Annotated in this window: 23 protein-coding genes and 1 tRNA gene; 12 read left to right on the forward strand and 12 right to left on the reverse strand. The window is 37.5% G+C overall.

All coding sequences use genetic code 11. The annotated features are described in order from the left end of the window. Positions 1-31: 31 nt before the first annotated feature. The 4 genes from MMU07_RS05160 to MMU07_RS05175 all read left to right on the forward strand — a co-directional run bounded on the left by MMU07_RS05160 (position 32) and on the right by MMU07_RS05175 (position 3,784). Positions 32-769: an electron transfer flavoprotein subunit beta/FixA family protein gene (locus tag MMU07_RS05160; protein WP_241124770.1), complete on the forward strand. Its 738-nt coding sequence runs from the start codon at positions 32-34 to the stop codon at positions 767-769. Positions 770-804: 35 nt separating this feature from the next. Next, positions 805-1,773, forward strand: a complete 969-nt coding sequence (locus MMU07_RS05165; RefSeq protein ID WP_241124771.1) for an electron transfer flavoprotein subunit alpha/FixB family protein — start codon at positions 805-807, stop codon at positions 1,771-1,773. A 6-nt stretch (positions 1,774-1,779) separates the two neighbouring features. Beyond that, on the forward strand, positions 1,780-2,382 hold the full coding sequence (locus MMU07_RS05170) for a bifunctional nuclease family protein (protein ID WP_241124772.1): 603 nt from the start codon (positions 1,780-1,782) through the stop codon (positions 2,380-2,382). 118 nt (positions 2,383-2,500) lie between these two features. Beyond that, on the forward strand, positions 2,501-3,784 hold the full coding sequence (locus MMU07_RS05175) for a NupC/NupG family nucleoside CNT transporter (RefSeq protein ID WP_241124773.1): 1,284 nt from the start codon (positions 2,501-2,503) through the stop codon (positions 3,782-3,784). Between the two features lie 35 nt (positions 3,785-3,819). Here the strand turns inward: MMU07_RS05175 and MMU07_RS05180 are convergent, their stop codons facing one another. Beyond that, a complete protein-coding gene (locus MMU07_RS05180; RefSeq protein ID WP_241124774.1) occupies positions 3,820-4,257 on the reverse strand; it encodes a peptidylprolyl isomerase in 438 nt (145 codons plus the stop codon). 644 nt (positions 4,258-4,901) lie between these two features. Between MMU07_RS05180 and MMU07_RS05185 the strand changes: the two genes are divergently transcribed. Further along, positions 4,902-6,422 (forward strand): peptide MFS transporter, encoded by a 1,521-nt coding sequence (locus MMU07_RS05185; RefSeq protein WP_241124798.1) that lies wholly within the window; start codon positions 4,902-4,904, stop codon positions 6,420-6,422. Positions 6,423-6,848: 426 nt separating this feature from the next. On the opposite strand, the gene MMU07_RS05190 is transcribed toward MMU07_RS05185, so the two are convergent. From MMU07_RS05190 to MMU07_RS05210, 5 genes are all read right to left on the reverse strand, one after another. Further along, positions 6,849-7,043: a hypothetical protein gene (locus MMU07_RS05190; RefSeq protein WP_241124775.1), complete on the reverse strand. Its 195-nt coding sequence runs from the start codon at positions 7,041-7,043 to the stop codon at positions 6,849-6,851. Positions 7,044-7,112: 69 nt separating this feature from the next. After that, positions 7,113-7,598 carry a hypothetical protein gene (locus MMU07_RS05195; protein WP_241124776.1) on the reverse strand — a complete coding sequence of 162 codons (486 nt, stop codon included), beginning with the start codon at positions 7,596-7,598 and terminating at the stop codon, positions 7,113-7,115. Between the two features lie 84 nt (positions 7,599-7,682). Then, entirely contained in the window at positions 7,683-8,039 is a 357-nt protein-coding gene (locus MMU07_RS05200; RefSeq protein WP_241124777.1) for a response regulator, read from the reverse strand. A 109-nt stretch (positions 8,040-8,148) separates the two neighbouring features. Further along, positions 8,149-8,469, reverse strand: a complete 321-nt coding sequence (locus MMU07_RS05205) for an Mpo1-like protein (RefSeq protein WP_241124778.1) — start codon at positions 8,467-8,469, stop codon at positions 8,149-8,151. Positions 8,470-8,475: 6 nt separating this feature from the next. Next, positions 8,476-9,045 (reverse strand): DUF4136 domain-containing protein, encoded by a 570-nt coding sequence (locus MMU07_RS05210; protein ID WP_241124779.1) that lies wholly within the window; start codon positions 9,043-9,045, stop codon positions 8,476-8,478. A 175-nt stretch (positions 9,046-9,220) separates the two neighbouring features. Between MMU07_RS05210 and MMU07_RS05215 the strand changes: the two genes are divergently transcribed. After that, positions 9,221-10,132, forward strand: a complete 912-nt coding sequence (locus MMU07_RS05215) for a DUF3078 domain-containing protein (protein WP_241124780.1) — start codon at positions 9,221-9,223, stop codon at positions 10,130-10,132. Between the two features lie 130 nt (positions 10,133-10,262). On the opposite strand, the gene MMU07_RS05220 is transcribed toward MMU07_RS05215, so the two are convergent. The 3 genes from MMU07_RS05220 to sucC form a co-directional block, all read right to left on the reverse strand. Next, positions 10,263-11,099: a universal stress protein gene (locus MMU07_RS05220; protein ID WP_241124781.1), complete on the reverse strand. Its 837-nt coding sequence runs from the start codon at positions 11,097-11,099 to the stop codon at positions 10,263-10,265. A 137-nt stretch (positions 11,100-11,236) separates the two neighbouring features. Next, a tRNA-Arg gene (locus tag MMU07_RS05225) sits at positions 11,237-11,310 on the reverse strand. Positions 11,311-11,327: 17 nt separating this feature from the next. Further along, positions 11,328-12,539: an ADP-forming succinate--CoA ligase subunit beta gene (gene sucC, locus MMU07_RS05230; RefSeq protein WP_241124782.1), complete on the reverse strand. Its 1,212-nt coding sequence runs from the start codon at positions 12,537-12,539 to the stop codon at positions 11,328-11,330. 139 nt (positions 12,540-12,678) lie between these two features. On the opposite strand from sucC, the gene MMU07_RS05235 reads away from it, so the two are divergent. The 4 genes from MMU07_RS05235 to MMU07_RS05250 all read left to right on the forward strand — a co-directional run bounded on the left by MMU07_RS05235 (position 12,679) and on the right by MMU07_RS05250 (position 18,042). After that, the gene (locus tag MMU07_RS05235) at positions 12,679-13,335 is read left to right on the forward strand and encodes an ABC transporter ATP-binding protein (RefSeq protein ID WP_241124783.1); all 657 of its coding nucleotides are present in this window, start codon (positions 12,679-12,681) and stop codon (positions 13,333-13,335) included. A gap of 117 nt (positions 13,336-13,452) precedes the next feature. Continuing rightward, entirely contained in the window at positions 13,453-14,277 is an 825-nt protein-coding gene (locus MMU07_RS05240) for a DMT family transporter (protein ID WP_336246173.1), read from the forward strand. Between the two features lie 50 nt (positions 14,278-14,327). After that, a complete protein-coding gene (locus MMU07_RS05245) occupies positions 14,328-15,209 on the forward strand; it encodes a hypothetical protein (protein WP_241124784.1) in 882 nt (293 codons plus the stop codon). A 208-nt stretch (positions 15,210-15,417) separates the two neighbouring features. Next, the gene (locus MMU07_RS05250) at positions 15,418-18,042 is read left to right on the forward strand and encodes a CHAT domain-containing protein (protein WP_241124800.1); all 2,625 of its coding nucleotides are present in this window, start codon (positions 15,418-15,420) and stop codon (positions 18,040-18,042) included. 109 nt (positions 18,043-18,151) lie between these two features. Here the strand turns inward: MMU07_RS05250 and MMU07_RS05255 are convergent, their stop codons facing one another. From MMU07_RS05255 to MMU07_RS05265, 3 genes are all read right to left on the reverse strand, one after another. Next, positions 18,152-18,913, reverse strand: coding sequence for a hypothetical protein (locus MMU07_RS05255; RefSeq protein ID WP_241124785.1), 762 nt, complete (start codon positions 18,911-18,913; stop codon positions 18,152-18,154). Between the two features lie 302 nt (positions 18,914-19,215). Then, positions 19,216-19,995, reverse strand: coding sequence for a hypothetical protein (locus MMU07_RS05260; protein WP_241124786.1), 780 nt, complete (start codon positions 19,993-19,995; stop codon positions 19,216-19,218). Beyond that, a complete protein-coding gene (locus tag MMU07_RS05265) occupies positions 19,985-20,596 on the reverse strand; it encodes an RNA polymerase sigma factor (RefSeq protein WP_241124787.1) in 612 nt (203 codons plus the stop codon). Before MMU07_RS05265 ends, MMU07_RS05260 begins: the two co-directional genes overlap by 11 nt. Before the next feature lie 169 nt (positions 20,597-20,765). Here MMU07_RS05265 and MMU07_RS05270 point away from each other — a divergent pair, with 169 nt between their 5' ends. Next, positions 20,766-22,259: a nicotinate phosphoribosyltransferase gene (locus tag MMU07_RS05270; protein WP_241124788.1), complete on the forward strand. Its 1,494-nt coding sequence runs from the start codon at positions 20,766-20,768 to the stop codon at positions 22,257-22,259. Then, entirely contained in the window at positions 22,237-23,148 is a 912-nt protein-coding gene (locus MMU07_RS05275; RefSeq protein WP_241124789.1) for a ribose-phosphate diphosphokinase, read from the forward strand. Before MMU07_RS05270 ends, MMU07_RS05275 begins: the two co-directional genes overlap by 23 nt. The last annotated feature ends 58 nt before the right edge of the window (positions 23,149-23,206 follow it).

Raw genomic sequence — 23,206 nt, forward strand, 5'->3', positions numbered from 1 at the left:
ATTTAAAAATAAATAACCTAAATATATATAAATGAAAATTCTTGTTTGTATTACCCACGTACCGGATACGACATCCAAAATCCAATTTACAGAGAACAATACCAAGTTTGATAAAAACGGAGTCCAGTTTATAATAGGGCCTTATGATGATTATGCATTGGCTCGGGCAGTGGAGTTAAAGGAGCAATTAGGGGCAAGTTTGACGGCCTTGAATATAGGAGAAGCCGAAACCGAACCCACTTTAAGAAAAGCATTGGCTATCGGTGCTGATGATGCTATCAGGGTCAATTCATTTCCCAAAGACTCTTTTTTTGTTTCAAAACAGATTGCGGCTATTGCCAAGCAAAACAACTACGACCTGATTTTAATGGGGAGAGAATCCATTGATTTCAATGGAGGAATGGTTCATGGTATGGTAGGAGAATTGTTGGGAATACCTTCTATTTCGCCGGTGATGAAGTTGGAGATTGAAGGTGACAAAGTGAAAATGGCGAGAGAAATTGAAGGTGGTAAGGAATATGTTGAGGCAAAACTTCCGTTAATTGCCGGCTGTCAGGAACCGATTGCAGAATGGAAAATCCCAAACATGAGAGGGATTATGTCAGCAAGGACAAAGCCCCTTGTAGTTGTAGAGCCAACTTCGGATGCGGTGGTAACAGACGTTACCTCATTTATAATGCCACCTGCAAAAGGCGCTGTGAAATTAGTCGACAAAGACAATGTCGGAGAATTGGTGAGGTTGCTAAAAAACGAAGCAAAAGTGCTTTAATTAATGATTGTTAAATAATTGAAAAACAAATTGATATGTCAGTTTTAGTATATATAGAACATGCGGAAGGTTCCGTTAAAAAAACAAGTTTAGAAGCTGTCTCTTATGCCCGTGCATTGTCAGACAAACTTTCCTCGGGAGAGGTTATTGCAGTTGCTTTAGGCTCAATTGCTGCCGGGGAGTTAGCAAAAGCAGGGCCCGCCGGTGCATCTAAAGTCATTCATGTGAGTGATCAAAAATTAAACGATGGGATAATCCAAGCCCATGCAGAGGCTGTTGCGCAGGTTTACAAGAAGATGGCTGCCTCAACCTTAGTATTGGCAAAATCATCTTTGGGAGATGCTGTTGCGGCAAGATTGGCTGTTAAATTGGATGCCGGATTGGTATCTAACGTAGTCGAGCTTCCTGATACCACTTCCGGATATAAAGTGAGAAGAAGTATTTATACAGGCAAGGCATTTGCCGATACCCTTGTCAACACAGACCATAAAATACTTGCTGTAAAGAAAAATGCGGTGGATCTGAAAACAGATGGTCCATTGGCAGTTGTAGAAGAAATCAAACTTGAAATTTCTGCTGAAAATTTTGCAACAAGCATTACATCCACAGATAAGGCAACAGGTGAAATATTACTTCCTGAGGCAGATATTGTTGTTTCAGGAGGTAGGGGGATGAAGGGACCTGAAAATTGGGGAATGATAGAAAATCTCGCCAAGGAACTCAGTGCGGCGACGGGTTGTTCAAAGCCCGTATCCGATATCGGCTGGAGGCCACATCATGAACATGTGGGTCAGACAGGCGTTAAAGTTGCCCCTACATTATATATAGCTGTTGGAATTTCGGGCGCTATTCAACATCTTGCGGGGGTAAATTCATCCAAGTGTATCGTCGTAATCAACAAAGATCCTGAAGCACCTTTCTTTAAAGCTGCAGATTATGGCATAGTAGGAGATGCATTTGAAGTTCTTCCAAAACTAACCGAAGCTATAAAAGCCCAAAAATAAATTACTGTGGATCAGACCATTGAATTAGAAATTTTAGGATTGTCATCTAACCATTCCCAATCAGGATCCTTTACTTTGGTAATGGGCGAAATAGGAGGGAGTAGAAGGCTTCCTATCGTTATTGGAATGTTTGAAGCCCAGGCCATTGCTATCGAAATTGAGAAAATCATTCCGAACAGACCCATGACCCATGATCTATTCAAATCGTTTTCTTCAAATTTCAATTTCTCAATTGATCATATTTTGATTTCAGATATGAGGGAAGGAGTGTTTTATGCGAAAATAGTCTGTAAAAATGCTTCTAAATCTGTTGAGATTGATGCCAGGCCTTCAGATGCTATAGCCATAGCAGTGAGGTTTGATGCTCCTATATTTTGTGTTTCAAAAGTCATGTCCGAGGCTGCCATAGAATTTAATGAGGAAGAGGAAAAGAGAGATCCGCAAAAGCCGATCAAATCTGGAAAAGCAGGAACTTCCACTCCCAAAAGTACTGATTCCCTAAAGGATTTTAGTTTGGATAAACTCAATCAAATGTTGGACAAGGCCATCTACGATGAGGATTATGAAAAAGCCGCAAGAATTAGGGATGAGATAAACAGGAGAAACTGATTTGTAAGCCTGGTTAAAGCCAGGCTTACTTTTTTAAGGTATCTTGGGTTTTGTATTTTGATTATTTTTAGCCCGATATAAGCTTAATCATTGAAAAACATTTAATCAAAATTATTACATGGATTATTTTAGAGGTTTGATTGGTATTTTGGTTTTACTCGCTGTTGCCTTTATTTTTTCTAGTAACAAAAAAAATGTGGATTGGAGGCTTGTTGGGATAGGAGTGGCCCTACAGGCAATATTTGGGTTTTTGATCACAAAAGTTGAAGCTGTTGCCCAATTATTTTCTTTGGTTAGCCGTGCGTTTGTCAAGTTTTTGAGTTTCTCAGCTGATGGGGCGACTTTCATTTTTGGTGATTTAGCTACTAATTCCTTTGGATTTATCTTTGCCTTTCAGGTTTTACCGACGATCATTTTTTTTTCTACAGTATCGGCAGGACTGTATTATTTAGGGATTCTACAAAAAGTTGTTTTCGGCATTGCATGGGTAATGGCAAGAACAATGAGGCTTTCAGGGCCTGAAAGTCTTTCTGCGGCAGGCAATATCTTTCTTGGACAAACCGAGGCCCCTCTTTTGGTAAGGCCATTTATCCCTACAATGTCAAAATCTGAATTGATGTGTTTGATGACTGGCGGAATGGCGACTATCGCAGGTGGGGTTTTGGCAGGATATGTGGCCTTTTTGGGTGGTGATAATCCTGCCGAACAAACAAAGTTTGCAGCATATCTTTTGGGGGCAAGCATTATGAATGCTCCGGCTGCGATTGTGATGTCTAAAATCATGATTCCGGAAACTGACAGGGAAGCTATCAACAGTAAACTTGAAGTCAATGAGGAAAGCATGGGAGTCAACCTCATCGATGCGATGTCTATTGGGGCCTCAGAAGGTTTAAAATTAGCCCTGAATGTTGGCGGAATGCTTTTGGCATTTATAGCTGTGATAGCGGCTTTGAATTATATCCTATCAGGACTTATTGGGAATTATACAGGATTGAATGAGCTGATTGTTTCTTCTACAAACGGGCAGTTTACAGGTTTTTCTTTAGAATATATCCTAGGGCAGGTTTTTCGTGTTTTTGCTTGGGTAATTGGTATAGAATGGAGCCAAACGCTACAGGTAGGATCACTTTTGGGTCAAAAAACTGTCATCAATGAATTTGTGGCCTACCTGAGTTTGGCGGATATGAAAAATACCGGAACCCTTTCTTCAAAATCAATAGTAATCGCAACTTATGCGCTCTGTGGTTTTTCCAATTTTAGTTCGATTGCCATACAAGTAGGAGGCATAGGAAGTATTGCACCAAACCAACAGGGAAATCTCTCTAAACTTGGCATGAGGGCTTTGATGGCCGCAACTTTGGCTTGCTTGATGACAGCAACCATAGCAGGTGCTTTATTTTAAAAGAAAAGGCCTGAAATTCTTCAGGCCTTTTTCATTTAATCTTCATGGATAATGATTTTTTCGATTTTGTCACCCTGCCGGATCAAATCAACGACTTCCAGCCCTTCTACGACCTTTCCAAAGCAGGTATGCCTCCTATCTAAGTGGGCGGTGTTGTCCCTGCTATGGCAAATGAAAAACTGTGAGCCACCTGTATTTTTGCCCGCATGGGCCATTGACAAGACACCACGGTCGTGGTATTGGTTATCGCCCTCTAGTTCGCAGTCAATTTTGTAACCAGGACCACCTGTACCGTTTCCTATTGGGCAACCTCCCTGAATTACGAAATTGGGGATAACCCTATGGAAAGTCAAACCATCGTAGAAACCTTTCTTGGATAGTGTGATAAAGTTGTCTACTGCTTTTGGAGCATCTTTATCAAAAAATTCGACTTTCATCAAGCCTTTTTCAGTATGTATTTCTGCTGTTTTCATAAATTTTAATTTGTCAAAAATAACAAATATTATTTGGTGAACTTCCAAAAACCCAAAAATAAAAAAGGAGCGCTAAGCACTCCCTTGGTCTGGGTTTATTTTCTGAGAAATATCAATTGACTAAAACAGTTTTTTTATTAGAGACTTTTAGAAAGCCCTTAAATTATATTCCAAATATAAAAATAAATTAGAGATAGAATAATAAAAATCCTGTTTTTTTGGTCAAACAATCGATTACGGATCTTAATTCTATTAATAATTACTCATCTGAAACCTATCCCCTTAATTGTTAGGGGTAAATTGAAAAGTAGGTAGACCTGCCTGAGAATTCTAAATTTGGTTTTGAATCAAGAATAGTACAATTTGGTAAATTCTATTATCATTGTGATATAAATAAACAAGTATGTACGCAATGATTAGAGTACTATTTGAAATTGAAATAAATTCTTGTCAAGAAACTGAAATGTCCTTTACATCTGAGGTATGACTTTCAATCTCTTTGAAGTAGCATATTGGGTTAAAGGCAAATAAGCGGATAACATATAAATAGTATAATCACCCTTAAAAAATCAGAAATATTGGAAAATAAATTTGAAAAGAATCCTGGCGGCAGTTCGCTGGATTTGTACCCTGGCCCAACTATAATGGGCCATCCCAAAGGTCTAATGACTTTGTTTTTCACAGAGATGTGGGAAAGGTTTAGTTTTTATGGCATGCGGGCACTTTTAATCCTTTTTATGACGACAGCTATTGTCGATGGTGGTTTGGGATTTGATGATAAGACCTCCGGCGCAATATATGGATTATACACAATGGGCGTATATCTTCTGGCACTTCCAGGTGGCTGGTTTGCGGATAGGCTACTTGGTCTTAAAAAATCAGTTTGGTATGGAGGGATAATTATTGCTTTGGGGCATTTTACCATGGCCTTGCCGGGTGTGTTCAATCTTATGGGTGAGGAAACTGCTGTAAAGGAATCCCTCTCCTTGATGGATACCAATTCATTCTTTATGGGATTGATCTTGATTGTAGTAGGTACGGGGCTTTTGAAGCCAAACATAAGTTCTATTGTAGGACAGCTGTATCCTGCCGGTAGTTCAAAAAGGGATGCAGGCTTTTCAATCTTTTACATGGGGATCAATCTGGGGGCATTTATTGCACCGATTGCTTGTAGCACCCTGGCGACCTATGATTGGCATTTGGGGTTTGGTTTGGCCGGGTTGGGAATGGTCTTTGGGCTGGTCCAATATAAATTCACAAGCGCCAGCCTAGAAGGATATGGAGAAGAAATCGTAATTGAGAATGGAAAGGACAGTGCAGAAAGAAGAAAGTTGATAAAAATTCTTTTTGGAATAGGAGCAGTTGTTTTGTTTGTATTAGCACTTTTGTTTTTAGGTATTATTCCCATTAATGTATTGGCTTTGGCAGGTGCTTCGGGGACAATAATTGCGGTAGTTGCATTCGTTTACCTCGGATATGTAATTTTATTTGGTGGATTGAATCAGGATGATCGAAATAAGGTGGGGGTCATTGCCATTCTCTTTTTGTTTTCCGCACTTTTTTGGTCAGGATTCGAGCAGGCAGGTTCAACTTTGAATCTATTTGCAGAGCGCTTTACTGACAGAAACTTTCTTGGATGGGAAATACCGGCAGGATATTTCCAATCTGTTAATTCCATGTTTATCATCATTTTCGCGCCATTTTTTGGAGCATTATGGGTATGGTTAGGAAGAAGAAATTTGGAGCCTAGCTCGCCATTGAAGTTTGCGATGGGTTTACTTCTTCTTGGTATGGGATTTTTGGTAATGTACTTTGCGGCCAAAATCGCTGCTTCAGGTAATCTTGCAGCTCCTACCTGGCTGATTTTCACTTATCTCCTTCACACTTTTGGGGAACTTAGTCTGAGTCCTGTTGGGTTGAGTATGGTAACAAAATTGGCACCTGCAAAATATGGAGGGCAAATGATGGGAATATGGTTTCTATCTGTATCTCTTGGAAATTTATTTGCAGGTTTGATCGCAGGTGAGGCAAGTGGTGGTACCGAGGAGGCTTTGGCACAGATGCCCGGTCAATACATGATCATCGTGTTCACAGCAGTGGGAGCTGGTTTGTTATTATTACTGATCAGCAAGCCAATAAAAAAATTAATGGGGAATGTCCATTAAAAAAATTAAAGATTACCCGTATTTCTCCCTTCCACTAATAACATCTTTATGATTTGGTGGTAGAGTACACCTTGAACAACCTACAAGAAACACGTTCTGGTGAGAATGAGGATATACACCAAAAAACAAATACCAAATAAAAAAGGGTCTTTAATGACCCTTTTTTATTTTCTTTTTACTTCTTTTGGCGCTTTTGTACTTTTAAAATCTATAAAAGAAAGGCCTGCACCAAGTCCGACTAGGAGACAAACTATCAATAAAAACAATTGTGCACCTGAAGCAATAGGGGAACTGAAGATTTGAAATAACATATAGGAAGGATTTCTTATTACTAATTTTCCGAAAGATAGTATAGAATGGATTTTGGACAAAATTTGAAATAAAAAAACAGGAAGATTGTTCAAACTTCCTGCCTTTTCGCCTTAATTAATCAATTTCGTCGTCAAAATCTTCATCGAAATCGTCATCGTCGAAATCGTCGTCTTCCAAATCGTCGAAATCCTCATCAAGAAGTTCACTGTCTTCGTCAAGATCGTACACCTCGTCTTTAAATTCCTCAGCAAACTCATCGTCATCATCGAAATCTTCGATTTCTTCAAAATCGTCTTCAAAATCGTCCATAGTATGAATAAGGTTAATGGTTTAAATATCAAATGGATTGATGGGCACTAATTAAATCAAAATAAATATTTAAGCAAATACCTTGTCAAGGTTATTTTTTTGCAACGTAATTGCATCTAACTTGACACTTTCCTCAATCCATTGATTTTCTAGCATTTCCAGCCAAGTTTCAAAATATAGTAAAACATCCTTAAGGTTATTTTTTTCTAATTTGTCTCTTTTAGGAAAAGGGATATTCCTCAATATTTTCGGATCAGACAATTTTTCAAGATGGCGGAGTTCATCAATGGTAAGGCCTTTTTCAAGCATTTTACTGATCATAAGATCCATTGGATAGCCGCTATCAGGGCAATAATCGATCAATTGGTCATTCCAATCCCCGAATTTTTCCATGGCATATTTATGGATTTCTTCTTTTGATAAGTGAATGAGTTCTTGGGCAAGGTTTCCGCAATTACAAGCACCCATGTGGCCCCACTGGTATGGAGATCCTTTTTTTAATTTATTGATCGTGTTTCTAATGGCTGTGATCAAATCAAAATTTTTACTTGACATAGAAGGCTATTTTTATAAAAAGTTAACAATAAAATACCTTACAGGTTTGTTAAATAAGTGGAAATTTTAAAAAATGTTAAAAAATCAATTGAAAATATTTTTAATATACTTTTTTACGAGGGGTTTAGACAAATATTTTTTTACCACAGCGTAATTTGTTGCTTTTATAATGTCTCTTTCATCTACTGAACTGCTCAATATGTAAATTTCTGGGCTCGCTTCTTTTGGGCGGAATTCTTCTAGGAAATCCCAACCTGTCATTTCAGGCATGTTAAGGTCCAAAAATAAGTAATTTGGGCCAATTAGGTAGATATCCTGTAATGCCTTTGTCGCACTCTGGAATTTAAAAATCTTGTGAGGAACATTTATATTTTTACTGATCAGCTTTTCTGTTACGAAAGTGCTGATAGGATCATCATCTATAAGAACTATTTTTACCATATAATACAAAATATTGAATTTGAAATACAATAAGCTTGATACAAAATTACTGCTTAACTTCGTATTAGCAATAGGTATTTAAAAAATTATCAACATTATTTCTCTTTTATTAAGGATTAAACTTTTCTTTTCCTGAGGCAAGATGATAAAACAGGATAAAATCAGAAGCAAGACTATAAAATGGGTGTTTAAATGTTGCAGGTTTGTTTTTTTCAAAAAAGAAATGACCAACCCATGCAAACCCATATCCGACTATAGGAATGAAAAGGAGTAGAATGTATTTGGAAAAAAAGATGGCTGCACCAAGGATGAAAAACAAAAAAGCCGTACCGATAAAATGCAGCTTCCGACTTGTAGGATTTTGGTGTTCGGAAAGATAATAAGGATAAAATTCTTTTAAAGAGGAGAAGGTTTTTTTTGGGGTTTCCATAATATTTTATTTGGTTTGGATGTGTATTTTATAAGTCTCTGTTATTTTTTCAATAGATTTTAAGGCCTTATTTTTTTTGTCTTTTGCATTTGTAACTTCAGATACAGCGGTAAGTTGCATTAAAATTTTATCATTTTTTGGATCAATAAATTCGACTATAATCTGCATGAGTTGATAGTTTTTTGTTGAAACCATATCCTGTTGGTTAAAGAATCGAGGATCAAACATCCAAGGGTCCCAGACCCGGCCACCCCACATGGGAAACCTGTTGTTATAAACCTCCTTTTGCCTTGGATCTTCATTTGAGGTATACCTTAATACCAGTTCCGGGTTTTCCCTTTCATATTGAAGTCCTTCAGCCTCTAATAGCGATTGTAACTCATCCGAAACAAGGGCATCTAAGTAAGTATCATTAAATCCCCTGTGGCCTATTTCTTTATTGATGATCACAAAACTTCCATATTCTTTATATGGTGCAAATTCCGTTTTCTCTTTAAAAATTTCTATTGAGCTACATGAAGCCAAAAAAACAAATATGAAAAGCAATAAATTGATAGAATTATACCTGAGTATCATAGTTTTGCAATGGTGATTTATTTTTACTTAATATTTAACTCTAATATTTTAAAAAAGGATTTATTTGCATAAAATACTTCGGTAAAAATTCCCCAAATAAGGATAAAGTCCAAATTATTATATCCTAAATGTTATTTATTTATTTGTTTGTTTTGTGTTCATATAATTATTACCTATGAAAAAATTATTTACAATCTCATTGATTTTTGCCTTGGTTCGATTTGGATATGCCCAAGATCCACAAGGTGTTGTTCCCTCAGACAGTGTTGAAAAAGCTTTAAAGGACACAACTTATTGGAATTCTGAGTTAAGTATTGGCTTCAATCTTAATCAAGCTTCGTTTTCTGGAAATTGGAAAGCAGGTGGGATTAATTCTTTTGCGCTAGGCTCTATTTTAAGTGGAAAGGCCAATTATGCCAAGGACAGGCTAAGCTGGGACAATCAACTGGAGCTTATATATGGTGTTGTAAAAAATGAAGATCAAGGATTGAGAAAATCCAACGATAGGATATTTTTTGATTCAAAAGTGGGCTACAAAATCACACAAAAGTGGGGTTATTTTGCATCTTTAAACTTTATAACTCAATTTACAGATGGGTTTGATTATTCAGCAGGTGAGCCGGTTCTTATTTCAAGGTTTTTTGCACCGGCCTTTTTGACATCTGGTTTTGGATTTGAATATAAGCCAAATGAAAATTTTGCCCTGAGATTGGCTCCTTTTTCACCTAGATTTACTTTTGTGACGGACACAGGTCTGATCAATACTGTTCCTGATAATTACGGGGTACCTGCGGGACAAAAATTGAGGACTGAGTGGTTAGCTTTTCAGGCATTCATGACTTACAATAAGAAATTCAGTGATAACCTGACTCTCAATTCCCGATATCAGATATTTGCCAACTTGGAGACTTTGGATTTCCGTACTATTGACCATAGATTGGATTTTACGCTTATCGCAAAAATTACCCGGTATGTGGATGTGACATTTACAAGTATCAATGTTTATGATATCGACATGGTGGATGGCATACAATTCAGCCAAGCCCTCGCTTTGGGTATTTTGTACAAAGTCAACAATAAAAAATAGGTTTTTGCTTACCTTTTCTTTAAAAAATTTTGATTATTACATTTATGTATTATTTTTGTTTCAATTGTGGTAGTTAAATAATAGTTGGTTTAGTTTTCATAAAAAGGGCAGGAGAAATTCTCCTGCTTTTTTACATTTTAGCCAATTTTATACTGATTACAGGCATTTCAGTCAATCCAATAAGGTTTTCCGTCACACTTGGTGAGAAATATTGTTTGAAGTCAGATTTTCCATAAGTGATGACAGCAATCCCATCTGAATTTATTTTTTCTGCATATTGGATTATTCCTCTTTCCTCTTTGAAGGAATCAATGATATTGATCTCATGCTCATAACTTGCAAATTCATTAAGGAATTTTTTTCCTATATCCAGAATATCGTTTGTCTCGAGAAAGTATGTTGGCGTGTTTACATAAAGTATTCTGAGTTTGACCCTGAGTATCTCTGAAAGATTTTCAACTTCCCGAAATGTATGGCCAGTTGCCTCTCTAAAATTGGTGGCAAAGACCAGTTTTTCGAGTTTTAGCTTCTCGGGGAGATTTTTTACGACGACCACCGGAACTTTTGAATTTCTCAACATACTGTAGGTATTTGTCCCAAGAATATAATCCTTAAAACCATATACCCCATGAGAACCCATCACGACCATATCTATTTTTTCATCCTCAACAAATCTGTGTATTTTTTCATTACTATTGTTGAAAATCAATACTTTACGGGATTTAATTCCGATAGATTCGGCTTGTTTTATTAAATCAGTAAGTTTTTGTTTTGAATGTGCAATGGCCTCCTTGGCATCAGGAAAAAGATTTTCCTGTTCTTTGGTTAATTTTGACCAATCCACGGGTGTATTGATGACATGAAGGAAAACCAACTCGGCATCAATTTTTTGTGCTAAGAAGAGTGCGTATTTTTCAGCATTTTTGGCGCAGTCTGAAAAATCAGTAGGGACTAGTATCTTTTTCATGGCTTTCGAGGTTTGTTATATCTGATTTAACATAAAAATACCTTAGCCAAGAATAAATTATACTATTCTATATCAGTGAATTGAATGATAAATGTCATGTAGAAAAAAAAAGCCCCAAGAGAAACCTTGGAGCTTTGTACGCGCGGAAGGATTCGAACCCTCAACCCTCGGAGCCGAAATCCGATATTCTATCCAATTGAACTACGCACGCTTAATAAACCACTCTTATTAAGAAATAGCGGCTTTAACTTTTTCAGCAGCATCCTTTAGGGTGATGGCTGAAGATACTTTTAATCCTGATTCATCGATTATTCTAGCACCTTCCTCTGCATTGGTGCCCTGCAGTCTTACAATAATCGGAACAGGAATATTACCTATAGTTTTGTAGGCCTCCACGACGCCGTTGGCAATCCTATCACACCTTACTATGCCTCCAAAAACATTGATTAGAATGGCTTTTACATTTGGGTCCTGAAGGATAATTCTAAATCCAGCTTCTACAGTGACGGCATTTGCTCCTCCTCCGACGTCAAGGAAGTTGGCGGGCTCGCCACCTGAAAGTTTGATCATATCCATGGTTGCCATAGCAAGCCCCGCTCCATTGACCATACAACCCACATTTCCATCCAACTTAACATAGTTTAGGCCTGATTTGCCAGCTTCTACCTCTAAAGGATCTTCTTCTGCAATATCCCTCAATTCAGCAAGGGCTTTTTGTCTGTAAAGTGCATTGTCATCTAAGCCTACTTTTGCATCCACAGCCAAAATTTTATCATCGGATGTTTTTAGCACCGGGTTAATTTCAAATTGTGCGGCATCAGATCCCACATAAGCATTGTAAAGAGCGGTGATGAATTTTACCATTTCCTTAAATGCATTGCCCTCAAGACCCAACTTAAAGGCTACTTTTCTGGCTTGAAATCCTTGCAATCCTACTTTAGGATCGATCCACTCTTTAATAATCTTTTCAGGATGCTTTTCTGCGACTTCCTCAATGTCCATTCCACCTTCAGTCGATGCCATGATGACATTGCTTCCTTTTCCTCTGTCCAATAAAATGGATAAATAGTATTCCTTTGGTTCGGAAGCTCCGGGATAATACACATCTTCGGCCACCAAAACTTTATTTACTTTCTTTCCTTCTGCACCTGTCTGAATGGTGACCAATGTTCCACCTAGTATTCCGGCAGCTTTCACGGGCACATCTTCTAGGCTTTTGGCCAAAACAACACCTCTCGATCCAGTTTCATTTACCAATCCTTTTCCCCGGCCTCCTGCGTGAATCTGAGCTTTGATTACATACCAGGAAGTTCCGGTTGCAGCATTTAGCTTTTTGGCAGCCTCTAATGCTCCTTCAGGGCTGTCAGCAACTATCCCTTCCTGAATCCTGACGCCATAGCTTTTTAAAAGTTCTTTAGCTTGATATTCGTGTATGTTCATCCTTATGAAAATTTTTGCCCGAAGTTAAGCGCTACATGTTTATTTATCAAATTAACATTCGGTCTTTTGGTAAATAAATCCATTCAATGGTTACATAGGAATCTGTATTATTTATATTTGATGACCAAAATCACATTGTATGTTAGTTGCAAAAGGAATCCACAAAAATTATGGAGACTTACATGTCCTCAAAGGTGTAGATGTAAGTATAAGTTCAGGAGAAGTTGTCTCTATAGTAGGATCTTCCGGTGCCGGAAAAAGTACTTTATTGCATATTTTAGGAACTTTGGACCAGGCCGATAAAGGTGAAGTAAAGATTGGAAACACTTTGATAACTGGCCTTAAAGGTGATAAACTGGCAGAATTCAGGAATAGGGAGATCGGTTTTATTTTTCAGTTTCACAACCTTCTCCCTGAATTTACAGCTGAAGAAAATATGATGATACCCGGACTTATTGCAAACAAGCCAATGATTGAAATCCGAAAAAGAGCACAGCAATTGGCAGAAAGGTTGGGAATAAGTAGCCGATTAGGACACAAACCTTCAGAACTTTCAGGCGGTGAACAACAAAGGGTGGCGGTCGCAAGGGCTTTAGTGAATGATCCCAAAATTATTTTTGCGGATGAACCAAGTGGTAACCTCGATTCAAAAAGTGCCCAAGCACTACATAAATTGTTTTTTGAATTGAGAAAAGAATTCGGTCAATCTTTTGTGATAGTGACGCATAACCAGGAACTTGCCCAGATGGCAGACAGAACCTTAGTCATGCAGGACGGCAAGATAATCGGTCAATAAACTGATTTCTTTAGTCTGAGTTTGAAACTTTGTTCCAAAAGATGTGGGAAATTAAATTTATGTTGAACAATCAAAAATTGTTTTTTAAACCATTAGATTTAAAAAACTTTAAACTCCTTGAATAAAAAAAGTGTTCAGCACATGTTATTGGCAGGGTTTCTTTTTTCACTGATGAATGTTTCAGTGAAACTGATTCCGCATATTCCTGCCATAGAAATTATACTTTTTCGCTCTGTTTTTAGTTTGATTCTCACGTATATATTGTTAAGAAAAGAATCAGTCCCCGTTTTTGGCAACAACAAAAAACTTTTGATACTTAGAGGTATCGCTGGTTCCATAGGTTTGATGACTTTTTTTTATACCCTACAGAGCATTCCTCTCGCAAGTGCGGTCACTATCAATTATCTCGCGCCGATATTTACCACTATTTTGGGGATATTTATTGTAAAAGAGAAAGTAAGGGCAAAGCAATTTCTGTATTTTGGAGTTTCTTTTGCAGGGGTGGTAATCATTCAGGGCTTTGATCCTAGGATTACTTTTCTGGATATGACTATTGGTTTGATTTCGGCCTTGGCGATGGGTCTTGCGTATAATATCATCAGGAAAATCAAAAACTCAGAACATCCCTTGGTCATCATGTTTTATTTCCCTTTCATTACTATTCCCATAGCTGCTTTGATCAGCTATTTTGTTTGGGTAGTTCCCGTTGGCTGGGATTGGGGGATTTTGTTGGCCGTGGGTTTGTTAACCCAATTTGCCCAATATTTCATGACTTTGGCTTACCAGAATGCCAACCTATCCAAGGTGGCAAGCCTTAGTTATATTGGAATAATTTATGCCCTCAGCTTTGGATTTTTTATTTTTGGAGAAACTTACAGTCTTATGGTTTTTTTCGGTATGATTTTGGTTCTGTTTGGTGTGGCGATGAACATATTTAAATAATGTGGTTACATTCTGACAATCAGTTTCGACAAACATCAAAAGCCGGTTTCATGAAAAATTTGTATAAATTTTTGGTAGTGGTATTTTCATGGACTATTCTGTCCTGTGAACCCAAGATTGAGCCTGAAAAGCAAGATTTGGGTCCTTTTGATTGTGCGAATCTCTCTTACAGCGATACTATTTTTTATATCAACGAAAATTTGGACAATAAAATAATCCCCGTTAAAAGTCTAAATGGTACCTTTTCGGCTATTCCTGATGGGTTGGTGATAAATGAATCCACGGGAGAAATAGACATCAATAAAAGCGAGACGGGCCTAAAATATAGGATTTCATTTATGCCTTCCGGTTCTGACCTTTCATGCACTTTTGATTTGATTATTGGCGGGATCAATTATTTGGATAAAGTATATATCATTGACCAAAATGATTTTTTGGCTTTACCTGTATTTAATTCCAACCGTGATGTTTTGAGCCCGTGTGACGATGATGACGACGACGATGATGACGATGATGATGGTGATGACGATGATATTGTTTGTAAATTCGGTGAATTAGGCCCCAATAATGAGGATATTTCCAAATTAGGCATTGAAGTCAATAATTCAACGGGTATTATCGACCTTCGAAAAACATTGGAAAACGGAGCTTTTGGATCAGAACCTGTCAATGGATCCGAATTAGATGCAAGATTGTATTATAGGTTACAGGACCGATCACTTGGAGCATTGAATGCCATAGATTTGAAAATCTTCTATTTTGCTACTTTGGCGGATGTTCCTCAGAGCCTTTTGGATGAGATCGATCAAAAGAATGCCGGTTTATTAGAAGGAGTAAATCGTGGTAAAATTTCAAATGCAAGGCTTAAAGCTGAAAATCCAAAAGCCAAACCTAGACCACCTTTCCTTTTGATTGTTGCGAGGTTACAATAATTTGGGTATTATTACCTAATTTATCTAAAGCCAATGCACTGTGCAACCGAGGTGGTTTCTATTCATTATTTCTTTCCTCTTTCAAACCTCTCAATCTCGGGAACCATTTGACTTTGAAATAAAATACAGGGAAGCGCTCTCATTTTTTAAAGCAGAAGAGCCGAATGACCTTACTGACAGTTTAGCAAAATCCCTATTTTTGGAGGTAGTGTCAGGGGCTGATCAGAATAATATAGCTGCTCATTTTTTATTGGACTCTTATGAAAAACTGGGAAGTTTGGGTCTTATCCAAGGGGATTTGCCGGAGGCAGTGGCCTATTATCGAAAAGGATTGGAGTTACAAAGCAAATATGGTATACCGGATTCTTTGTTTTTTGGATCGAACTTATTTGTCGGGGAGGCATATTATCTCTTGAACAAAGCGGATAGCTGTATCTATTTTTTGGAAGAAGCAGAGAAACTAATTTCTTTTAAAAACTCCAAAGAAGAAGCTTCAAGATTGTTCAATTCACTAGGTGTAATATACTTTGAATCAGGAAATTATAACCAATCAATTAATTACTTTAATAAATCAAAAAATCTTATTATTGAAGGGGATAATTATGCCGAATTGGAGCCATATTACAAGCATGCTCTTTTTAGTTTTTTGAACAATATCGGCACTTCTTTATATCAGCTCGGAAAAACAGACAGTGCCCTATATATCTACAGGCAATTGGAGGAATTTCAGATCAATGAAAATCAGGTATTTGCTCAACTTTCGAATATATACCTTCGCAAGGAAAAACCTGATTCTTCTTTGTATTTTTTGAATAAAATGGAGTCACCTGAGTTTAAAAACAGCCATTTCTATCAAAACCAATTGGCAGAAATCTATATTGCAAAAGGCCAATATAGAGAGGCAAAAGAAACTTTATTAAAATTTATTGATAATAAAACAGGTTCTGACCGATCGGCAACCGATTTTAAACTTGGAAGATCATTCCTGATTTTGGGCAAAATTGCATTTGCCCAAAAGGATTTTAAAAATGCTACCCTATATTTTCACCAATCTATAATTCAGACAGACGGATTGTTTGAAGATCAAGATATATTCAAAAATCCTGTTGACTATAGTGTTGGATTTGCTACTTTTCCACTTGTTGAAAGTCTCGTAGGCAAGGCCAAAAGTTTCATTAATTTATATGATGTAGAAAAAAATAGGGCATATTGGGAGGCAGGTCTATCTACCTATCAGACGGCTTTTGATATAGCTGCTTTTGTCGGAAGTTTTTATGACAATGATGAGGCTAGAATATTTTTAGGTGATTTTGTATTCGAGGCCTACCAAGATGCCATTAAAACCATTCTATTCCATCCAGATTTTCAAGAGGAAGAATGGAGAATTTACAAAGCGCTTGACTGGGCAGAAAACAGTAAGTCTACCAGCCTGAACATTGGGATGAAGGAGAATAAGTTGAAAAAAATTTCGGGGATTCCGGCTGACCTCCTTCAAAAGGAAAGGGATTTGCAGTTTTCCATTTCCAAAATACAGCAAAGGATTCTTGAAGAAAATGGGCAAGATGAATTGGAAATGCTTCAAGCCCAACTTACTGACAATCGATTGGAATTGTCAAGGTTGCATAATGAATTCAATGATTTTCCTGAATTTGTTAATCAAAAAACAAGAAACCAATCTGTTGATTTGAATTATATCCAAAAGTCCGTCTTGGATAAAAATACGCTTCTGCTTTCATTTTTTGAATTAGATGACCGGATTCTGCTTTTCAGCCTGGACAAGGAAGGTATAAATGTGGCCGAAATTACTGAAATGGATAAGTTGGCTCTGAGTATAAGAGAATTTAAAAAAGAAATAATTGGCTATAAAGTAGGAGAGAAGTATTCTTTTGGTGGAGTTGGGACTGTTCTATATGAAAAATTATTGGGGCCTGTGTCCGAAAAATTAAAAGAATATAAATACTTAATGGTAATTCCACATGGGATTTTGATAGACCTACCTTTTGATTCTTTTGAAAAGTCTCCTTCAGAATTCTTGATTTTTGACCATGCCATTACCTACCAGCATTCCATTAGGCTTTTGGAAACCTTTGAATCCCGAAATTTTGTAGATCAAGTTAAAGCAGGATTTGCACCTTTTTTTGATAATGCTTGGAAAGATGAAAATATCGATCTACCAAAACTGCCTTTTTCCCGAGAAGAAATATATTCTTTAAAAGGGGAGAGCTTTGTAAGTCAGGAAGGTACCAAAAAGGAGTTTTTAAATATGGCCTCCAAGTCAGATATCATTCAGCTTTCTACACATGCACTGCCTGACCCTGAAGATCCCAAACAAGCTTTTATAGTTTTCTACCCGGGAGATATGGAAAATAGGTTATTCACCCATGAAATTTATAACTTGGATTTGACAGAATCGGCACTGATATTTTTGAGTGCCTGTGAGACCAACTTTGGAAGCCTTAGTAGAAGTGAGGGTATTCTGGGTATTTCACGGGCTTTTGCATTTGCAGGTTGTCCAAATATCATTTCAACTCTTTGGAAGGCCGAAGATAGATCGACTGCTTATATTACTTCTCGATTTTATTTCTATGTTGAAGAGGGACTTCCTTTTGCGGAGTCGCTTAGAAGAGCTAAAACAGATCTTTTGGAAGATAAAAAAATGGCCCAGTTTCATCATCCCGTTTTTTGGTCCCACCTTGTTTTGGCAGGTTCAATACCGGCAAGAACATATTTTGATTACTTACCGGTTTACCTTTGGATTTTTGCTTTGATACTTTTAGGATTTGGCTTGTTAATTTTCAAAAGTCGGTATGGGCTCAAGGTCAATTTTGGATAGATATTTTCTTCAAAAAGCAGAATTTAGCCATCAATTTAAATACTAAAGCCACCATCACTGATGGTGGCTTTTTGTGTTCACTAGGGCCTAAAATTAAATTTACTTTACTCTAGTCTAAATAAACTTCTATTTCAGAAGAAGCTTTTATGTTTTTTCTAACTTTTTCAAATATGGATTTATTGCTGTTTTTGGAAATTATCACTACACCATCAGTAGAATTGGCTTCGTCTAATTCTGTTAGAGATACATTTTTGAACCAGTTAATAGCATTGATTTCAAAAAGAGCTAGTGGATTGTTAATTCTATCGATTGTAAAGTAACTGTCATCTCTTTTTTCGATTTCTACTTCAAAATCAATATCATCTCCAAAATACTCGAATTTAAAAGGTTTGATAGTACCGTTGGCAGAAGTTATTTTTCCTTCAAAAAAGATGCTTGGCTCATTTTTATAATCAATCAGATCTATTTCCAATTCGATTTCTTTATATTCTCCTTCAGGAATGTTGATAAAAAAATCTGTGGATTTGTCTAATTCGTCGAAAGTAATTTTTTTGATGTCTTTGAATTCGATCTCAATCTCTTTGCTGTAGCTTCCATCTTTGTCGTCGTCATCAGAATTCCAGCTTCCTTTTAACTCCAGATCGAGTTCAAGTTCTTTGATTTGGATAAAGCCACTTTCGATACTGATGGCACTGTTGGAGGTCCTTGCATTTTCTGCATTGAGTCGGTTGTTTTTCAGCACAAAAGCGATTCCCATTTTTCCTTCTCCAATACCGCCAATAGCAGGGATTTCTTCTTCAGGATTACAGGAAGAAAATAAGATCACTGAGATCAGTGACATGGATGTTAAATAATTTTTTAATGTGTTCATAGTTGAATGTTTTTTAGTTTCATTTATTGGTCGAAACTGCCTTTGATAATGTAACCATCTCACATTATTTTTTTTAAAATTTTATGATTATCCGCCCTCACACCAATAGCCAAACATCATTTTTCTTCGCCTAGGTAAGTTTGGTTAACGGACAATTTTCAACTTGAAGGGGAGAGAGAAATGCGGTTTTGTCGCATTTCTCTCTCCCCCCTTTTAACATCTTTAAATCCAGCTGGATGAGCCTGGCGAAACCATTCTGTAAGAAATCACATGCTGGTAAGAAGGCGGTTGTATATCTTTTATTATTTTGAAATTTTTGATTTTGATTCGAAAATACCCAAAGCACCGAGTTTGATACGGTCACCAAAGTCAAATGAATCATGGTAAGTATGGTTTGTATCAGAGCTGATTTTATTCATTAGCAATCGGGCATCTTGGTATTTTTCAGACCTTAGATGAATTAGAAAAAGGTAGTAGTCTATTTCGTCTTCAAATAATTTTCCTGTTTCTGAATCATTGATTTCTTTTATTTTGCTCAGGTATTGTTGTGCATTGGAATAATCTTTTAATTCAAAATAGGAGAGTCCGGCAAGAAATAGGTTCTTTCTGTTTTGGTCTTCAAGGTTTACAGACTTGGTGACTGAATCCCATATTTTGTTTTTGAAATCATCCTGCAGTTTGTCATCAGCCTGTCCTGCCGAACGCATCGTGGGGATTTCGTAGGCCATGTATTTGTCTTGATAAAGATTGTCAGGAAGATTTTGGACCCAATAATTACCTACTAATAATAGTATTGACAAACTGGCGGCAATTCCTATCCACCATCCAAGTGGTTTGAATTTGACGACTTTGGAGATGGAGTCTAAATTCGATTCCTTTTTTTCAAATTCCCGTTGTATTTCTTTGATTGTTTCTCTGTGACCTGACATTCTGATGCTGTCTCTTGTCAAAGCTAGGATACCAAGTAATTCTTTGAGTTCAGGATTAGACTCTACTTCTGAAAGTACCTTTTCGGTTTCTTCGGAACTAAGGTTATCATCAAGATAATCATCTAATAGAGCGATGTATTTATTATCCAGCATATTGTAGCGCGTTTTTTACAGTGGAATATGTTTTTTCGTCAGACTGGATTTTTTCAATCAGACTTTTGAGGCATTTATGTTTTTTGTTTCTAAGAACTTGTTCACTTGAATAATCTTCCTGTTCCATAATTTCCTTCATTGGCAAATTTTCATAATAAAAGAGAAGGAGGATATTCTTGCATTTTTGTCCAAGGGATTGAAAAAGTTCCATGATCAATTTATGACTCTCGTGCTTGACCAGACTGTGGCTTATATCCAGGGTCACCGATTCTTTGGCGTTTTCAAACATTTCATTTCTGATTTCCATGCTTTTCCTTTTTCTTAGTTCGGTAATCCATAAATTTCTTACAATTGAATAGAGGAAGGACTTTACACCTGAGTCCTGTCTGAATTTGTTTTCCTCCACGACTTTTATAAAAACCAAGAATGCTTCCTGAATCATGTCGGCAGCATCGTCTGAGCTCCCGCTGTTTTGCAGGACATAGTTTTCCAGGTACCTGTAATATCCTTCATACATAAACCTGATGGCTTGGTTTACATTTTCCCGGTTTACGATGGCACTGATCAATTCCTGTTCAGAATATTTTCCGTTTTTTTTCATTCCCTTATATCTGTTTGTCGTAGCCGTATTGTGAATTGTAACTTTTATTTGTTCTCAATTTCAAAAAGAATTATAAACCGGAACCAATTATTATGTTTCTGTTTTTGCCAAGTCATTATATTGCAAATCGAAATAAAATAAAACTGTTTTTCTAAAAGAAATTTTTAGCATGAAAATCACTAAGGATTTATATCAAGGCTCATTAGCTCTGCTGACTGATTTTTATCAATTGACGATGGCATATGGATATTGGAAGTCGGGGAAGGCTGAACAGGAGTCTGTTTTCAACCTTTTTTTCCGAAAGCATCCTTTTCAAAGTGGTTTTACTCTTGCAGCCGGATTGGAATATGTCATCGATTTTTGCCGCAATTTTCATTTTGATGAAGAAGATCTTGCATTTCTGTCAGGGATGAAAAATAGCGATGGTTCCATCACCTTTGAACCTGCCTTTATTTCCTATCTCCGGCAGATGGAATTCAAATGTAGCATTGAGGCGGTGGAAGAGGGAACGGTTGTTTTTCCACACATTCCGATTGTCAAGGTTACAGGGCCATTGCTCCAGTGTCAATTATTGGAAACGCCTCTTCTTAACATCACCAATTTTCAAACCCTGATAGCTACCAAAGCCGCTAGGATTTCATTTGCTGCTCAAGGCGATCCTGTGATGGAGTTTGGATTGAGAAGGGCGCAGGGTATTGATGGTGCACTAGCGGCAAGCAGGGCTTCCTATATCGGTGGCTGTGCTTCCACTAGCAATGTTTTGGCTGGGAAGTTATTTGGAATCCCTGTTTCAGGGACCCATGCACACAGTTGGATCATGTCTTTTGATTCGGAATTGGAAGCATTCAAGGCTTATGCAGACGCTTTTCCTGACAAATGCGTGTTTTTGGTCGATACCTATGATACCATCAGCGGAATACGAAACGCTATCGAAGTCGGTAAAATGTTAAGGGAAAAGGGAAAAGAGTGGATAGGAGTCCGGATTGATTCAGGTGATTTGGCATATTACAGTAATATTGCTAGGGAGATGATGGATGAGGCGGGTTTTCCTGAGGCCAAGGTAGTTGCATCAAACGACCTTGATGAGCATATCATCACCTCGTTGAAAGTACAGGAAGCCTCCATCGATATTTGGGGGGTGGGTACCAAATTAGTAACTGCCTTTGACCAGCCCGCGCTTGGAGCGGTTTATAAATTGTCAGCCATCAAGACCCAGGAGGGGATTTGGGAGCCTAAGGTGAAAGTCTCCCAGCAATCCATCAAAATCAATATCCCGGGTAATCACAATGTAGTGCGATTCAGCAAAAACGGAAAAGCATTGGCAGATATGATTTATTTGGCATCCAAAGATTTGGAGGAAGAAGAGTTTGTCATCATTGACCCGATTGATCCTACCAAAAGGAAAAAAATCAAAGCAAAAGGACTGGACAAAGATGTTTTGCTCAAACCGATTTTTGAAAAAGGTAAAAAAGTCTACACAATGCCTGATATTCATATGATCAAGCAAAATGCATCTCATAACCTCGCCCAATTTGACAAAGCCTTAAAACGTCTGGTCAATCCACACATCTATCCGGTGGGATTGGAAGATAGCCTATACAAGCTTCGAAATGACCTTGTATTCAAAATGAAAAATTACGATGGAGAAGAAAATAATATTTAGCATACCTGATTATAGATACCTTCAGGAAGAAGTCTTGCAACTAGGTGACTTCGAAAAAGGAATCATCGAAGTCAAGCTATTTCCTGATGGAGAGAGGTACCAACGTATCTTGACGCCTGTCAATGGTAAGGATGTCGTACTGATCGGGGGAACGATTTCAGACTCAGATACTCTTGAAATTTACGATTTAGCTTATGCCCTGATCAAATACGGAGCTAGATCCATTCAGTTGTTTTTCCCTTATTTTGGATACAGCACTATGGAAAGAGCTGTAAAAATAGGGGAGGTGGTTACTGCAAAATCCCGGGCAGTGATGTTTTCTTCTTTGCCGAGAACAAGCCTCGGAAACCATTTTGTTTTCTTTGACCTCCACTCTGAAGGGATTCCGCATTATTTTGAAGGCCAGGCTTTGATCAACCATGTTTACTGCAAACCCATCATCATCAAGGCAGCATTGGAACTGGCCGAAGACGGATTTGTGATGGCCTGTACCGATGCAGGCAGAGCAAAATGGGTTGAATCCTTGGCCAATGAAATGGGAGTAAATGCTGCTTTTGTTTTCAAAAGAAGAATTTCCGGTGATAAAACTGAAGTCACAAGTATCTCAGCAGATGTGGAAGGAAGAGATGTGGTAATCTATGATGACATGGTCAGGACAGGAGGATCCTTAATCAGCGCTGCCAAGGCGTATAAGTCTGCAGGTGCAAAGAAGATATTTACCATTACTACACATGGGTTGTTTACCAATGATGCTTTGAAAAAAATAAAGGAATCGGGTGTGATCGAAAAAGTCGTTTCTACCAATTCCCATCCAAACAGTTTTGCGAACCAATCCGACTTTTTACAAATTAAATCCATTGCACCTTTGATTCTTGGGCAATTGATTTAATATTCAATTTCCTAATGGTCGTGCACTCTTTATGCTCTAACCAATAACCCAATAACCA

Source organism: Cognataquiflexum nitidum (genome assembly GCF_022538055.1).
In the GTDB taxonomy this organism is placed as follows: Bacteria; Bacteroidota; Bacteroidia; order Cytophagales; family Cyclobacteriaceae; genus Cognataquiflexum; species Cognataquiflexum nitidum.